The organism is Paenibacillus sp. Y301 (genome assembly GCF_059445505.1).
Window position 1 is genome coordinate 192806 of record NZ_JCAIUL010000008.1, and the last position, 16495, is coordinate 209300.

At 39.4% G+C, this 16495-nt stretch carries 16 protein-coding genes and 1 pseudogene; 4 read left to right on the forward strand and 13 right to left on the reverse strand.

The features are described 5' to 3' along the window. From AC1D69_RS15595 to AC1D69_RS15620, 6 genes are all read right to left on the reverse strand, one after another. Positions 1–2049, reverse strand: coding sequence for a serine hydrolase domain-containing protein (locus AC1D69_RS15595; RefSeq protein WP_495457061.1), 2049 nt, complete (start codon positions 2047–2049; stop codon positions 1–3). Between the two features lie 112 nt (positions 2050–2161). Beyond that, positions 2162–3460 carry a GHKL domain-containing protein gene (locus AC1D69_RS15600; protein ID WP_495457062.1) on the reverse strand — a complete coding sequence of 433 codons (1299 nt, stop codon included), beginning with the start codon at positions 3458–3460 and terminating at the stop codon, positions 2162–2164. A 1-nt stretch (position 3461) separates the two neighbouring features. Beyond that, positions 3462–4202 carry a LytR/AlgR family response regulator transcription factor gene (locus AC1D69_RS15605; protein WP_495457063.1) on the reverse strand — a complete coding sequence of 247 codons (741 nt, stop codon included), beginning with the start codon at positions 4200–4202 and terminating at the stop codon, positions 3462–3464. A gap of 192 nt (positions 4203–4394) precedes the next feature. Continuing rightward, a complete protein-coding gene (locus AC1D69_RS15610) occupies positions 4395–5561 on the reverse strand; it encodes a DUF4317 domain-containing protein (RefSeq protein WP_495457064.1) in 1167 nt (388 codons plus the stop codon). 351 nt (positions 5562–5912) lie between these two features. Further along, the gene (locus tag AC1D69_RS15615; protein ID WP_495457065.1) at positions 5913–7073 is read right to left on the reverse strand and encodes a cobalamin-independent methionine synthase II family protein; all 1161 of its coding nucleotides are present in this window, start codon (positions 7071–7073) and stop codon (positions 5913–5915) included. 178 nt (positions 7074–7251) lie between these two features. Further along, the gene (locus tag AC1D69_RS15620) at positions 7252–8220 is read right to left on the reverse strand and encodes a tRNA dihydrouridine synthase (protein ID WP_495457066.1); all 969 of its coding nucleotides are present in this window, start codon (positions 8218–8220) and stop codon (positions 7252–7254) included. Between the two features lie 318 nt (positions 8221–8538). On the opposite strand from AC1D69_RS15620, the gene AC1D69_RS15625 reads away from it, so the two are divergent. Next, a complete protein-coding gene (locus AC1D69_RS15625) occupies positions 8539–9069 on the forward strand; it encodes a VanZ family protein (protein WP_495457067.1) in 531 nt (176 codons plus the stop codon). On the opposite strand, the pseudogene AC1D69_RS15630 reads toward AC1D69_RS15625, so the two are convergent. Then, positions 9070–9286: pseudogene (locus AC1D69_RS15630) on the reverse strand (GNAT family N-acetyltransferase); the annotation flags it as partial. 121 nt (positions 9287–9407) lie between these two features. On the opposite strand from AC1D69_RS15630, the gene AC1D69_RS15635 reads away from it, so the two are divergent. After that, a complete protein-coding gene (locus tag AC1D69_RS15635) occupies positions 9408–9608 on the forward strand; it encodes a hypothetical protein (RefSeq protein ID WP_495457068.1) in 201 nt (66 codons plus the stop codon). A 2-nt stretch (positions 9609–9610) separates the two neighbouring features. Here AC1D69_RS15635 and AC1D69_RS15640 read toward each other — a convergent pair whose 3' ends face one another. The 6 genes from AC1D69_RS15640 to AC1D69_RS15665 form a co-directional block, all read right to left on the reverse strand. Continuing rightward, positions 9611–10126 (reverse strand): hypothetical protein, encoded by a 516-nt coding sequence (locus AC1D69_RS15640; protein ID WP_495457069.1) that lies wholly within the window; start codon positions 10124–10126, stop codon positions 9611–9613. Between the two features lie 91 nt (positions 10127–10217). Beyond that, on the reverse strand, positions 10218–10763 hold the full coding sequence (locus AC1D69_RS15645) for a hypothetical protein (RefSeq protein WP_495457070.1): 546 nt from the start codon (positions 10761–10763) through the stop codon (positions 10218–10220). Between the two features lie 595 nt (positions 10764–11358). Further along, on the reverse strand, positions 11359–11550 hold the full coding sequence (locus AC1D69_RS15650) for a CD3324 family protein (RefSeq protein WP_495457071.1): 192 nt from the start codon (positions 11548–11550) through the stop codon (positions 11359–11361). 158 nt (positions 11551–11708) lie between these two features. Next, on the reverse strand, positions 11709–12932 hold the full coding sequence (locus AC1D69_RS15655; protein ID WP_495457072.1) for a Gfo/Idh/MocA family protein: 1224 nt from the start codon (positions 12930–12932) through the stop codon (positions 11709–11711). 24 nt (positions 12933–12956) lie between these two features. Further along, the gene (locus AC1D69_RS15660) at positions 12957–13976 is read right to left on the reverse strand and encodes a Gfo/Idh/MocA family protein (RefSeq protein ID WP_495457073.1); all 1020 of its coding nucleotides are present in this window, start codon (positions 13974–13976) and stop codon (positions 12957–12959) included. A gap of 23 nt (positions 13977–13999) precedes the next feature. Beyond that, positions 14000–14848, reverse strand: coding sequence for a sugar phosphate isomerase/epimerase family protein (locus tag AC1D69_RS15665; RefSeq protein WP_495457074.1), 849 nt, complete (start codon positions 14846–14848; stop codon positions 14000–14002). Between the two features lie 199 nt (positions 14849–15047). On the opposite strand from AC1D69_RS15665, the gene AC1D69_RS15670 reads away from it, so the two are divergent. Beyond that, positions 15048–15953, forward strand: a complete 906-nt coding sequence (locus AC1D69_RS15670) for a helix-turn-helix transcriptional regulator (RefSeq protein ID WP_495457075.1) — start codon at positions 15048–15050, stop codon at positions 15951–15953. A gap of 216 nt (positions 15954–16169) precedes the next feature. Continuing rightward, a complete protein-coding gene (locus tag AC1D69_RS15675; protein ID WP_495457076.1) occupies positions 16170–16472 on the forward strand; it encodes a hypothetical protein in 303 nt (100 codons plus the stop codon). The last annotated feature ends 23 nt before the right edge of the window (positions 16473–16495 follow it).

Sequence of the window (16495 nt, forward strand, 5' to 3'; positions counted from 1 at the left end):
TTATTTTGACAGGCTGATCTTGAACACTGCTCCTGCATTGCCGCCTAAGACCATCAATCCACCTTCTGGTAGAATGACTGAATCACTATTACTTGCCATAGTGAAATTCACAATCTCTCCCTCTTTATTATAAACAGCATATCCTCCACCTTTTGGAATATTGACTGTCATTTTCTTATTGGCTGATTTCCCATCAATTTTATACCATACAGCATGACCATCAGAAGGTAAGGTAGAAATCGATAATTTCCCTCCGTAGAGTGGCTTCACAGCATCCTCGCTTATATAAGATAGTCCATCAATTGTTAAATACTCCGTCTGGTTCAATGTATGAAAATTTAAATCAAAGGCATCTCTCCCGTTCATCATAGGGATTTCCACTGCATTTACAGCTTTATTCTCATCAACAACCTTAGTCCCATTTGCGTATCCTTGATTCTTATCAAGAGATATATTTTTGATTAATATCGCTGGTGCTAGATAAAATATAGAAGTGATTTTCTCATCTAACGCATAATAACTTTTTCCGTTTCTTTTTTCCCATACCTTTTCTGTTGTTTGGTTTAGAGGATTGGCATCTAGCTTTTGATAATCATAAGCGACCATAACCATTTGACCTACTCCAGGAAAATTCACATGCGCGTTAACTTTTAAATATGTTTTCCCATTGGTTTGTTTGTCGAAGCTTACTACTACACTGCCATCGCTGCTCTCGAATTTCCCATCGCCAGCATACACATATTGTTGCGGTGGTATTAGCCCTTCTAGCTCTGGTAAAGCCATCTCCCCATGTTTGATTTCTATATTTATGGTTGAACCCACTGTACCGTATAATCCAGAATAGCTAAGCAAATCGGATGGCATTTCCACCTTTGTTGCAGGTTCAAATGTTTTGTCAGGTAGGATGTCTTTAATCATCCCTTTATCTTTCAAGTATTCCAATAGAACATTAGATGCAAATATCGTATTGTAGAGTGAACTCCCACCTGATGAGAGCACAGCTACAGAAATATTATATTCGGGTATGGCAGTCACAGCAGCGTGATACATGACTGTATCCCCACCTTTGGATAACACCGTTATTCCATAATCATCAAATGGTGCCAAATTAACAGCGTCCCAGCCAAGGCCATAATTAAAACTGTTGGACTCCTCAGATACCCACACTCCATTTTTATATTCATGACTTTGCATAGACTTTGCTGACTTTTCAGATAAAATATCAGTCCGTTTACCTATTAACACCTCGGAAAATAAACTTAATTCTTCTGCAGTTGAGTATAGGCCACCTGCCCCAATGACATTGGCATTCTCAACGGGTAAAGCTTGATCCATTGTAGGAAAATACGTTTTTGCGAGCCTTTGTCTATCAAAATTGTCGAGTGGCGTCTTAGTACCACTTAAATTCATTGGGGTACTTATATGGGTTTCAAGGAATTTGGTGTAGCTTAACCCACTTACACGTTCAACCAATATTTCTAGCAGCTGAAATCCATCATTACAGTAAACGGAATATTCTCCCGGTTTGGATTTCAAGCTTTCTGATTGTAATCTTACTAATAATTCATCATGGTTCTTGGTATCATTATCATCGAATAACATACTATTTCCGTAGTGAGTACCGTAAAGTCCAGACGAATGATTCATTAACATACGCGGCGTAATTTCTTTATATCGTTCATCCAACATTTTAAAATCCTTAATATACGTTGTGAGTGGTTGATCTATATCAACTTCATTCGTATCCACTAGCATCATCGTTGCAGCCGTTACATACATCTTGCTTACGGAGCCTATCCCGAACATCGTGTCTTTGGTTATTGGAGCCTTGGTAGCCTTATCGTATACACCAGCGCTATCTGATAGAGCAATCGATCCATTATCATTGATGGCATATTGCACCCCACTAACTCCATAATTGGACACGATCTCCGAAGCCATACTTTGAACCCTCTCTTTTATTGGAGCCTGTTGATCTTGAGCAAAAACGGGGGTCATCGGTAATATAAAAAGCATGGTAGTCATGAATACTGAAATGATCTTCTTCATTGTCAATTCCTCCTTCTATTTATTATTGCTAAATGAATCATACGATGAGCGAGGATGATATAGATTCAAAACACCCTGAAACGAAAAAAACAATCCCTAAACAACAGGATGTTTAGGGATTGTTCGTATGAAAAGGAAGTACAACCATATTGTGAAACACTTTATTTTTTGTTTCGATGGCCATATTCCCACCATACTTGTCGCAGATCCTAGCTATATTGATTAAGCCAATCCCATGATATTCCGGGTTGGTCTTTTGGCTTTGCAAATGCGTAACGCCATTCTCCATATGATTAAGAATGTGAATGAATAACGCAGACTCATCTGAATGTATTTTGATAAGCATATACCGATCTTCAGCACTGCGTACTTTCTTAGAGGCTTCTATAGCGTTATCCAACATATTACCCAAAGCGACACATAAGTCATAACGGTCCATATGAACTTCCTGCGAATATAAGCTAAGTTTCGTATCTATTCTTATGCCGTTGGCTTCTCCAATAGTAAGCGTATTCGTAACAAGGGCATCGATGACCAAGTTACCCGTATTAACTCTATGGTAGGCACCTTCAACTTTGTTCAACGTAACCTTAATATGCTCCATTGCTGCTGCCAATTCATCTCGCTTAATACACTCTTCAATATACAGAAAATGTTGATTCGTATCATGAATAATTCTTTTCATAGATTTGAAGCTGTGAACTGTTTTTTCATAGTTAGCATCTTGATAGTCCATCTGTTGTTGCAATTGGGCATTCTCATGCATGAATTGATATTTATCAGCGATATTATCAAAAATATAAACGATGAGAACATTAATAAAAAGAGATCCAATAATCGAAATGAAATAATAGATATTCTTCTCACTGTAATACGTTAGAACATTCAGCTGGTATATACTTATGATCGGGACAATTATGAATAGAATGTAGTAACGATAATGGAAAGAAAAGCTTCGACGTTTGGCAATGAGACGTATAATCTGAATAACAACAAACATGAGAATACAGCTTAGAAAGACAGACTTTGTATATGCCAATTCGTCTTGCCCATGAACGGGCTCAAAGTTGCTTATATCTAAGGAATCTACCGCATAAAAAATATAAAGAGATATAAAATTAACGATAGACATTAACACACCATAAAGTATAGCGAAAATGATTTTTGCTTTTATTTCTACTTGATAAGATTGCGCTAAACTAAATATCATAAGCAATGCTAGAATCGAGGATAAGATAGCAGACATAGGCACAGCTAAATATACAACAACAAGTATACCTGTAATAACGAAGTAACCGAATCTTTTAGGCTTTCTAGCAGACTTATCAAAGACCGAGTTAAAGAATAAATTGATTTGAAAACCGATAACAAGTGCAATACAAAAGACAATGGGCAAATTAGTCTGAATCATCTCAAGTGACCTTCATTATCATAAATTTTGTATAAAAGTCTTTGACCTCTTTCATTTTAGAACGGCCTATAGGAAACTCCATGCCATTTGACATCAGTACAGCTCCACTAGCGAATTTCCTAACATGAACAAGATTAATAATAATGGACCGATGAATTTGCAAAAAATTATATTCTTTTAAGGCTTGAACATAATCGGAGATCATGCCTTTGCTTTCATAGGTCTGATTCGTTGTGATCACATTTAACTTGCTCTTTATGGTGAGACTTTTGGCTACTTCAATACCAATGATGTCATCATATCTCAGAACCACTTCTTCATACGCTGACTTGATGATCATAAATTTCTTATCAAGTGCTTGGAAATACTGACACAGCTTTATTATTTTTTCCTCTAAGATATGGGGTTCAATCGGTTTGATTAAATACTGAAATGTGATTACGTCAAAGCTTTCCACCATATATTCAGGGTAACTTGTTAAAAAAATAATTTGTTCATTCAGCTTATTTAAATCCCTTATTCTTCGAGCGGTTTGAATCCCGTTAATACCATTCATTTCAATATCCAATATGAAGATATGGAATGGAGGTTCATGATTCTCATAATGAGACACTAACTGCTCCCCCGAGTCGAATAACTCCATTTCAAAATTTATATTTGTCTTAATAGATAACGTAATCAGCATGCTCTTTACTAGGTTTCTCTGTTTTTCCTCATCATCAACAATAGCCACTCTATACATAAATAACATACACCTCATTTTCCATCACATCGACTATGGGACTATATTCCAGTATACATTCTTTTCAATCTTTATGAACCAAACTGGACTCAACTGCACATTCCAATCCCTAAAATGCAAAAAAAGAGGATTTGGATGAATGGATCTGGGTTTGTCCCATATCCATTCATCCAAATCCCCAAATTTACAAATCTATAATGTCTCTGTACTGAGCGTAAATCCTTCGATTACGGCATCTTCGTCGATCTCAATCATAATGCATCGTTTCCCTTGATAATTCACCTGTCTCACATACTTTAAATCCTGCGGGCTAACCGAAATGGAGGCTACCTTGGTATCGATCTTAATCGATTTTGACGTAAACTTCGGCATCACGCTACTTGCCTTCATTTCATAGTTCCTATCGTCGATGATCGTTTGAAATGCGAGTTCCACTTTTTCCGGAGTCACGTTCTCAACGCCACTTACCGTTAGCACGCGTTCTACATCTTTAAAATCCAACATTGGAGGTTCTTCCTTATCTGCGTTGCTCTCGATGACCTGGTAGATTTCCTCGTATACTTGCGCGATAGTGGATACGTCGAGTTGTTCACCCACCACTTCCTTCACGATCTCTTCGAAGATAGCTCTCTCTTCCAGTACTGTCACGGATCTCTCGGCATTCAACACCTGTTCAATGAAGTTCGGATCTGGAAAATTCGATTTGGCCGTACAATATAGAATGCGGCTCACGTCGGAATAGTTGTCCGTCACGCTCGGGTAAAAGAATCCTTGCTCGGGCGAACTTAATTTGATAATCGGATCTACAATGACGTTGTATTTGAATTCCCGCTCCACATAATCAAACAAGAGCGTTTTCCGTTGCTGTTCGGTGGAATTGACGCTGCATAGAATGAACGGATGCGCAGACACTTCGTCATTGCCACTCTCTTCTGATTCTTCATTTCTACCCTTGGTCGGCCGGAAGTACTGTCCATGAACGAACGTGACTACCATATCTTTTTCGTACTTGGTGTCCACCAACATTTTATCCACCAACAGCAACATCAGGTCCTTCCATTCTTCTGGATCGCCTGTCGTCAATGCTTGGTGAAGTATCACGCGCGATGGGTCCTCAGCTTCCTCATGAAACTTCAACTCGAACAACTTCTGATCCAAATCGCCAGTCAGTAGTTTTTTGAAATTGGCCATATGAAGCTCCTGCTTCTCTCTGTCTACCAGAGCAAACGCCTGACGTTCCCAATGATAGACCTCGCTGCTGTCCTTCATAATATACACGTTGAGAATATTGTGAATATCCATCATATCGTGATCCAGCTTAAACTGCTTGCGTATGTGCGCGACTTCTTTTTTGTTCATGATTTGTTAGACAACTCCTAAGAGGTGGATTGGGTCTTACCAGTATAAACGATATATATAACCTTCGCTAGAAAGGCTATTTCACCTTGGTTACCACGCTTCCTGCACCGATCCAAACATTTCTACCGATATGAATCGGTATATTGAACTGGGTTACAGTCTCGCGCAACTCAGGCAGAATGGATGACCTCCAGTCGCAATCGAAGTCTTGCTTTATTCCATCCTAGCACTTTCTCTCCATTATTTTACAACAAAACCGCACTCAAAACCCATAATCCACAAAAAGACTGTCGACAAGTTCCTTCGACAATCTGAGGGAGGGAATCACTTCCTACTTTACTTCATTTACTATTACTTACCCCAATATTGCTGGGCAATACGTTGTCCTTGTTTAATTTTTGCCCACTGTTCATCTTCCGTTAATTCATTGCCGCCATCACAAGATGCAAAACCGCATTGATGAGACAGTAATAATCTATCCTTATTAATAATCTTCGATGCTTCATCAAGCATTCTAACTACACGAGCCTCGTCATCAAGCGTATTGGTTTTAGAAGACAACAATCCAAGTACAATTTCTGTTTCAGGCTTATCTTTGAATACCGCAAGTGCCTCAAGTGAGCCTGCACGTTCATCATCCCATTCAAGGAAAAAGCGATCGTATTTAAGCTGCTTCAAGAACAGATTCGAAATTTTGGCATAGGAACCACCACCCATATTACGGGAATCGTAGTTACCACGACAATTATGCGTCCACATTTTCAAACCTAAGCTATGACCGTAATCAATTATGGTATTGTTAATATCAATAAATTCTGTAGCAAGAGACTGTACTTCCTCTTGATTGATACTCTCACCCGTATATGGAGAGTTCGGGTTATCATCTGCAAATAGCTCCCATAAGCAATCGTCGAATTGAAGGATTCTCCCTCCAGCAACTGCAAATTCTTCGACAAACTCTTTATAAGCCTTAACAAGACCGTTTTTAAGCTCTTGTTTATCCTTATAAACAGCATCTTTGCCACCAATATTATCTGACCATGATAACTCACCATAAATATGTGAAGGAGAAGCTACGCACAGCTTGGTTTCACGGTCACCAGCAGCGGCTTGAAGTTCTTTATACACATGAATAAAATGATGGTTTTTCCCACTCAATTCACCTGTAATGCGCAAACCAATATCTTTTCGAGTCTCATATTTGGAAGTTCCATCGGTATCTCTGAAGAAATATCCATGATCCGCTATATAGCGTCTAATTCCTTGGAAGCCCCAGACAAAGTCCAGATGCCACATCGATTTGGAATATTCTCCATCCGTAAGAATAGACAAATCATTGTTAATTTCTTTATCGACTATAGCCTGAATCGCCTCAGATTCACATTGCTCATACCCCTGAATATTATCGTAAAAGGGATAATTGATATCATCACGATGTTCAATTTGATGCTTATATTCTAATAAATTCGACGGTCGCAACAGGCTACCTACGATTTGAAATCTATTACACATGATAAATCCTCCTCCATTTAACAACTGTCTTTTTGTAATGTTTTGATTCTAGCATGGAGGAGTACGAACGGCGTAACACTTAAAAGTAATATCTAGTTATAGCTAAAAGCTATAACTGCTATCTGAGATTACGAGATAGCTATAATAGCTTTCTTAAAGGATCACTTATCGTCCGATATTAATCAATATGGTTTGCTTCAAAATCATCAAGTAATGTACGTACTTCATCCGTAGATTTCGCGTTCATCAATTGAATTCTTAATTCGTTTGCGCCTCGGAAACCTTTGACATATATTTTGAAGAAGCGATTAATCGCTGTAACTGAACGTGGCAATTCTTCTTGGTATTGATCTTGAAGATCGAGATGCAATCTTAGGAGATCGAGGTACTCCTTACTACTATGCTCTGTTGGTTCTTTTTCAAAGGCAAACGGATTTTTAAAAATACCGCGCCCAATCATCACGCCATCCACACCATACTTTTCAACAAGTTCTAGACCCGTTTGGCGATCGGGAATATCTCCATTTATGGTGAGCAACGTATGCGGTGCTACAAGATCACGTAACTTTTTGACCTCAGATATTAATTCCCAGTGTGCATCGACTAGGCTCATTTCTTTTCTTGTACGTAAATGGATAGAGAGATTCGCAATATCCTGTTTTAATATATGTGTTAGCCATTCTTTCCACTCGTCTAATTCCGTGTACCCAAGTCTTGTTTTCACACTTACAGGCAGTCCTCCCGCCTTGGCTGCTTCGATCAACTCTGCAGCAATCTCTGGGCGAAGGATAAGGCCACTTCCCTTACCTCTCATGGCCACATTGGGTACAGGGCACCCCATATTAATATCGATGCCTTTAAAGCCAAGATCTGCCATACCAATACTCATTTGACGGAAATTCTCAGGATTGTCCCCCCAAATATGTGCAACCATTGGCTGTTCATCTTCAGTAAAAAGCAAACGCCCGCGCATACTTTTTTGTCCCTCAGGATGGCAATAACTATCCGAATTCGTAAACTCTGTAAAGAATACATCAGGTTTACCTGCTGCACTCACGACATGTCGAAAAACAACATCCGTCACATCTTCCATTGGTGCTAGTACAAAAAATGGTCTAGGTAAATCCATCCAAAAATTTTCTTTCATATATAAATTCAATTCCTCTCATTACAGGTAAATAAAAATAATTAAATCATTATTAAAGTATAACCTAGCTTTGTTATATTATCTTCATCCAATGTCTTCTTTAAGTATATTTTTATCAATCAATCACTTTCTTCTAAATCGACAGTTCCTTTACCTACCCACCCTAAGTGTGCTTGTCTCCATGTTCATTGTATGTGACTAGATTGTCACTATGGAGTCACTTGATAGTCATGTTAGAGGCATATACTGATTTCATTAGCACAACTTATATGGGTGATAACACATAAAATATTGATTCATACGAAGGAGACGTTTTTTTTGGAGAAATCAAAGAGAACTCAAAAGAGAACTCAAAAGAGATTTACTGTGAGTTTGTTGGTTATATACTTGTTAGCACTAACATGGATCATATTGTTTAAAATGACTTTTTCGTTTCAAGAATTGCCTAATTTAAGAGGCATTAATTTAATCCCATTTGCCGGTTCAGCTATTGTTAACAATCGGATTAATTTTGGAGAGATTATTAATAATATTCTTATTTTTATCCCATTCGGAATATATATAAGTATGTTGAAGCCAGATTCGACATTTATAAAAAAAATTACTCCTATAGCAAGTGTAAGTTTATTGTTTGAAGTAATCCAGTTCATATTTGCGATTGGTGCTACCGATATGACCGATTTCATAGGAAATACGCTAGGTGGGATTATCGGAATTGGGGTTTACTTCATACTGTGCAACATATTTAAAAGTGATACAAAGACTAAGAGAATTGTAAATATATTAGCTTCGATTGGTACAGCTATTTTTATAGTATTATTTTCATTGATTTTTATAGTTAATCGTTGATCATTTCTCATAATCTTTTTTTAAAATACTATATATTTCTAAGTCGACAATCACTTTACCTGCCCATAGTGTTGCTTGTCTCATCCGATAAATAGTAGCGAATCGTCACAGTGTTTACCTTTTGATTAAAGTCGATGGCTTCAATAATTCCAAGTAATTGATCGGTTTTAGGGTTGGCAAATATCCCCCACTTAACCCTTGACCTTTTATTATAATCTCATGGCTATGTTTATTTTATGCCAAACTAAATAAAAGGGGCTATCCCAAAGCAAGCCGCAATGGACCAAAGACACCAAATAGCATATTAACCCACCTTGACCTGCTATTTTTCTTGCATCTTGCATCAATATTTTTTTAGGGAAATCTGCACCTCTGTAGAAGATTTATCTACTTTTGAGACTGCCTCTTCCTCTTCTGGCGCTTTTTTCACGCCATCAGGCACCGTGGTTGCAGAGCTGGAAGCGAAGCAAAAAGCCCAATGGAACGCCAGCGCTTTTCCGGTGGTCGCTTGGGCTTTAACGGGTGATGGGGTATCGTGACCTTAATAGCGAATGATATTTTTATTACTATTGCCTGTTGTGGAAAAAGGCTTGATTACATTTTTCAATTTAACAGTTCCCACCTTATTATTAGTAACCCCGTTTACTTCATATATTATTTCAATATTAATTTCATCATCAGATCGAACTTTTACATCTCGAATTAAATTTCTAAAGGTGTAGATTATCTTACCATTGAAAGCATCGGGTAAAGTAAATGGATCATCCGCTTGATTATTCGACAAAATCATTTTTCCATCAATAGATATATTGTAGGCAACACTTGAAAACCGCTTGTTTTCCCCAATAATTTCTAAATAGTGATCAGAAACATACACAGAGTTAGAGGCTGGATAAACTATAAATTCGATGTCCTTTATTCGAAAGTCAGTTGTTTCAATAGTGAAGCTATAGACTTTCGGATCTTGACGAAGTAGAAATTGTTGATACGAAAGAATGATAATAGTCGTGATTAGAATAAGACATAATGATGTTAACGCTAAATTTCTTCTAAACATACTTTCTCTCCTTTTAATCACATTTATCTCAGACTACTTGTGAAAGTTAGGGAGACATATAGATGTCTCCCACTGAATTATATGAATTTCCTCAATATGGGAGTTTTGAATCTACATACAATTTCCCTCTTATTGCAGCGAGCCAAAGAGAACAAGTGGTTCCAATAGAAGTATTAATTCCATTTCCTTCCCAAGAAAGATTAAGATCAGTTTTTGCAAACCAGTAGGAACGAGCCAAAGCAGATCTTGATTTTTCTAAGTCCTCATCCGATCTTACTATTTCTGTGGAAGGGGTCCCAGTGACTCCAAACCCCGAAGCGTTTGCACCATATAATTTAAAGTTTGATTTATATCCATTCCCTTCGAAAGTCAAGAGGAAGTCTGCGTATACATAGGTACTTGCTGTACCAATGGTTTTTGTGCATTTGAAATCCCAATATGTAGTTCCATATTGATCTGTTGAGCTTCCAAATGGTTGTATCATTCCAGGATCCTTACTTGTCGTTCCAACCTCCGTACCTACATAGATGAATGAACCATCAGGGAAACGATAATATTTATCCTGATCACAACGCATCCCATAATTCACTATTTTTAACTTTTTCCTTAAGCAGAACCTGTTTTTCTTGTGGTACAAGATTGTCTGCAAAAAATTGATCTAAGTCAATACCACGCACTCCATTAACATCGGTAGATTGAACATCGCTAGCACTAACAACGTAAATAACAGCACAATAGTCAATAAAAAAACTGCTCCTTTTTTGAACACTTTCATTATACTACCTCCTGTATTGTGTTTTGTACTAGTACGTGAAAAGAATAACAAATAACTTAGGATGTGATATATAATATAAGTCGCAATTTGACATAAAAGGAATATATAAAAAAATTCCATTATCAGCTAAAATCTTGTCTCAACTAAAAAACTGATAATTTTTCCTCTCTAATATATAGAGTATGTCTAGTCGTAAAAGTGAGAAGCAACGTACATAACAAAAAAAATATATCGAATTTCATACAGATAGTTGTCAACTTCATCTTTCGTTTTTCACTTTTTCATTCAAAACGACACATAAACTTTCTAGTGAAAACTTGATAACACCAAGGGCCACAACTAAAACAGGACTCCAACACAGTGAAGTCCTGTTTATAACTAGCTATAAATAATTTTTCTTACTGTATCAAATGCTGGTCCGTAAACATCTGACAGTTTATCAATAGACTCTCCCATTTTATATTGTTCTTTTATATTGTTCTTTTATATTATTATTACGCTTTGCATAATATTTTCTGGAGCCGCTCTTTTCTCCCCAGTTCTTCTGCAGACCGTTATTAGGAATATAAATCATTTCACCTTTTATATAGTTTTGGATTTCTACTAATAATTTTTCCGGTAGTACTTCTGCTGCATTTATATATTTCATAATTATCTACTCTTTAGCTTTATTTAGCATTTGCTTCTAAATAAAGTCTATATAAATCCATTCAATCAATTTCTCTTTGCTGTACGTTATTTCACTTACTTAGACATGATTTAGAAAAAGAACGCTTGGTATTCTAAGCGTTCCGTATGATTATCGATTTACGGCTGAATGTCAGGAAAGCTTGATTTGCGATTCACCCATTTGCCATTTGTAAAATCGGGGATGGCAACCGGTTGTCCTCCCATGGCAATTGAATCCTCGGATAGTGTTGTAATACTCATCCAAGCGGCCATGTCATACACGTCCAGAGGTGTGTTTGTTCCATTCCTTACTGCATCGAAGAACTCTACAAACTCTAGCCAATCCATGCCTCCATGACCGCCTTGAACACCATCACTTAGAAACTTCCGCCAGATCGGATGCTCATACTGCTCCCGGAATGCTTCTACATTACCCCATTGCTCTTTCCAGTTAAAATGATTCTCATCATGCTGCCCGTCAATAAATATCGACTGATTCTCCTCGATATACATCCCCTTGGTTCCTCTGACCGTGAATCCTCTGGAATAATATCTTGGCAATGTTGTATCCAGTGTTATGGTGATGGTTTCCCCGCGTGCGCATTTGATAATCGTCGTTACAATATCCCCCTGCATAAAGTCTGTATGCAAAAGCTCCTTATCATCCGGCTTCTTTTCTGCAATGTACTCTTGCATTCCTTTTCCTTTAGAAGCCATTGAAACGAGAGAGACCATACGATTGCCTCGATTGATATTGAAAATTTGGGCAATGGGACCGAGCTCATGAGTAGGATAATTCTCACCGTTTCGATGAATATAATTGTCCAGCCGATAATGGCGGTTCTCCTTACCATACGCAATCTCGCTTCTCAAATCATGATGATATCCACCAGAGGCATGTACGATTTCACCAAACACACCTTGCTTTACCATGTTAAGAACCATAAGCTCTTCTCTTCCATAACAACAATTTTCCATGATCATGCAAGGCACTTTCGTTCTTTCATAGGCTTCAACCAGCTTCCAGCATTCCTGGATGGAAGCGGCTCCGCCTACTTCACTTGCCACATATTTACCCGCTTCCATGGAAGCGATAGCTATATGGGTATGATCACTCCAGGAAGCACTAACGACTACCGCTTCAATCTCTGCGATCGCCAACAGTTCCCCGTATTGTTGCGTAACGAACGGACGACTGCCACCAGTGCTTTCGACTTTGGCCGCTGCAGCTTCACAACGATCTTCATATAGATCACACACGGCAAGAACTTCAACATCTTTCATTCTCAAAATAATTTCATCCAATAATCCCATTCCACGATTGCCGAGTCCAACTATGCCAACCTTTACTGTACGTTTCATCTGTGCCTCCAATATCTTAGCTTCTTAAAGCTGTTCTAGTTTACCAGACTGATCGGCCGAACGAATCTCAGCCTCGATGATTTCCAAGGTGCCAACTGCACTTTCAGGTGTACATATAGTTACCGATTGTCCACTCAGGATTGACTCGGTAAAGTATTTAAGCTCACCGTAATAGCCCGTATTTTCTGACAATTCGGCAATAAAGCCGGAGCCGTCATTTGGATTCACTTTGACTTGATCATTTTCGAAGACCAGGTTGCCGCCTTCAAAGTTCACCCGATAGGTCATCGTGAAGCCAAAATCTCCTTCAAGTGTCCAATCGCATTGGGCATTTAGTACTTTTCCATCTGAATACAAGTAATTAGTCGAGACGATGTCATAGCCGCTACCCGTAACCACGTTACGTCCAATGGAGGATACTTGATCAGGTTTACCAAACAGCCAGTGAATCATATCTACATCGTGGACATGCATATCCGTTATGCAGCCACCGCTTTTGCTTTTGTCCAGATACCAGCCTTGCCAGCCTTCTCGGAGTGCGGTTCCACGGAAGAAGTAACCGGACTTCACATGACCAAAACGGCCATCTTCCACGACTTCCTTCAAATATTGATAAGCTGGCCAGAAACGTAAGCATTGTCCGATCATAAGCGTTTTGTTATTGCGTTTCGCTGTTTCAGCCATCCGCCAGCCTTCAGCAGATGTGACGGAGACGGGCTTCTCACAAAATACATGCAGCCCTCTTTCCAACATTCTGCAGGCAATATCCGCATGTAAATAGGTAGGAAGGGCAATATCGACGAGATCCAGCTCTTCCTTGTCCAGCATTGCATCGATAGAAGAATACAAATTATAAGGAGAAAGATCATACACCTCTTGTTCTGTGGCAATGTTGCCCTCAACCGAGCTTTCCTTCAGTTCATCAATGCGCAGGTCACAGATAGCAGTAACCTTCACCTGTACGCCTTCTTCCGTCAGTCTTACATAGTTGTCAAAATGCATTCGGCCCATAAACCCAAATCCGATGATCCCTACTTTTAACATAAGTTAAATCTCTCCCCTTGTAGTTAGAATGATTTGCGACCCAATATGGCATCCATCGCGCCGGAAGTATTATAGATGATCTGATCCGTATAATACGTGTAGTTTGGAATCATTTCGGCCGTTACATAGTTGTCATACCCGATGGCTTCAAGAGCTTTCATGACGGCAGGATAATCCACATCACCAGCCAGCAGATCGACGAAGCCGTGCAGGCCACCCGCCTGGCGACGGTAATCCTTGAAGTGTACCTTCTTGATCCGACTTCCGAGGATACGGATCCACTGCTCCGGATATCCGTTATGCAGCGTATTACCAACATCAAAATAAGAACCTACATAGGAAGAACCAATCTCGTCAATGAATGAACGCATTTCCAGCGGTGATAACAGAAATTTATTCCAAACGTTCTCGATGGCGATGGATACTCCTGCACTTTTCGCATGAGAAACCAATCCGCCAATAGATTCCTGCGCCCTTTCGTAAGCTCTTTCATAATCTGTCACTTCAGCACCGGGAATAAAGTCAACACCAACAGCACCCGGTATGACCAGAATGGCATCTACACCCAATGCTCCAGCCAGCTCCAATTGCTTTTTGCATATATCAATGGCTTTTGTCTGCGTTTCTTTGCTTCCACTAGTCATTGGATAATCCCAATATAAGCCGGTAGCCAGCCCTGCGATCTCAAGCTCTGCTTCTTCCAGACGTGCCTTAATCTCTTGAACTTCCTTGTCTCCGCTGTTCAACCCCAGTTCACCACTGGCGTTAAGCGACAATTCAATACCGTCAAATCCCGCTTTTTTCGCAAGCTTGATACATTCTGCAATTGATGATTCTCCGTTAAATGACCAGATATTAATTCCTTTTTTCATGAATATACCTCCTCATTTTAAATAGTAACCGTAAACTCGGCTAAGCCCTCTTCATCAAATTCAGCTCATTTGAATCTAAGGAGTGATCATGTAATAATAACTTTAGAATAAACGATTTAGGTGATATTTTCTTTAGTCATAAAAGTAATTTTTTGGACAATTCCGTTATCATTTTTGAATACCTGTAAAGGAGTTAATTATGGCTGAATCTGAAAACTCTTATCCGCTGCAGCGTCATACCACCTTTCGAGAATGGTCGCCGAGTATTCATTACGCTCAATTTCAGCGTGCGGCGACATTCATATTCCCGCGACGGAGGCTCTATGATTTTGAGCTTCTCTATGTCGTGCAGGGTCAAGCAGTAACGATCATGCACGGGCGGGAATATGTTTATCACGCTGGTCAACTCATGTACCTTCCCGCCGGGGTTTATCATCAGAATAAAATCATCTCTGAACCGGATGCTCTCTTTCTCGGTATCCATTTTGATTTCTTTAACGAGCTAACGATCATGACAGAGGCAGACCTGGTCGTCAATGAAGACAGCATTCATATGAATACATTTGCTCAAGAGGCATGTTCTGAAGCTTTTCCTCCACTCTCCTCACAAACGGTTTATACACCTTCATTGATATGTGTTCAACTGATGGAGCAGCTTGTCCAGGAGTTTACCATGCGGGAGCCAGGCTTCGAACTGATCTGCAAGTCCTTGATGATGAACATACTGGTGCAGCTCATGCGAACATCGCCGTCCCAGACTTTGGCCGCAACATCACCTTATAATCAAAAAATCGCCAAAATAGCTGTACACATTCAGGAAAATCCAAGTATTTCCTGGACGAATCAGTCAATTGCAGATTCGCTAGCACTAAGTATCGATTACACGGCCAAGCTATTTAAGCAAATCATTGGCTTACCCCCCAGCGAATATGTACAATCGATTCGCCATCGGGAAGCAAGAAGGCTGCTTCGGGAAACGGATCTGACTATTGAACAAATCGGCATTCACGTCGGCTACCCAGATATTCATTATTTCAGCAGAATGTTCCGCCGCCATGAGGGAATCTCCGCGAGTAATTACCGCAAGCTGTCGCGGATTTTGTAGGACTCTTTGTCCATCCATACATCCCCATCCTCATGTGAAGCTAGCAATAACAATCACACGACATCAAAAGGATGAGCAGGTATTTGAATAAATTCAGACTGGCTAACTGAATCCTATTTCAATATAATAAAAGATGAGTGACGAAGAACGTCCCAGACCATTCGCAGTGTGAATGGAACTGGGGCGTTTTTCAGTATGATCCGGGAGGTTGGCACAATGGATTTCGAGGCAGCGCATGAGGCATTTTTTCAAAACCATTTGCAGAAAAGATCAGGAGAAAGAAGCGGCCGTCTGCGACGGGGACACCGGGAAGCAGAGAAGCTATTTTGCCGCAATGTATGGTGGTCGCTACGAGGTAATTTTGATAATCTGCATCCGGAATACGAGGTACTGGATTGGCGGGGGTTATCCCCGATTGTACAGTTTTTGATTGATAAAATTCCTTCTCAAGCCATAAAGGTTTGGTATTCATGTATTTTCGCAGGAAACTGTACTTTTGCAGGTTTGATGATCAGGTGATACCGCCTCGGATAGAAAACCAC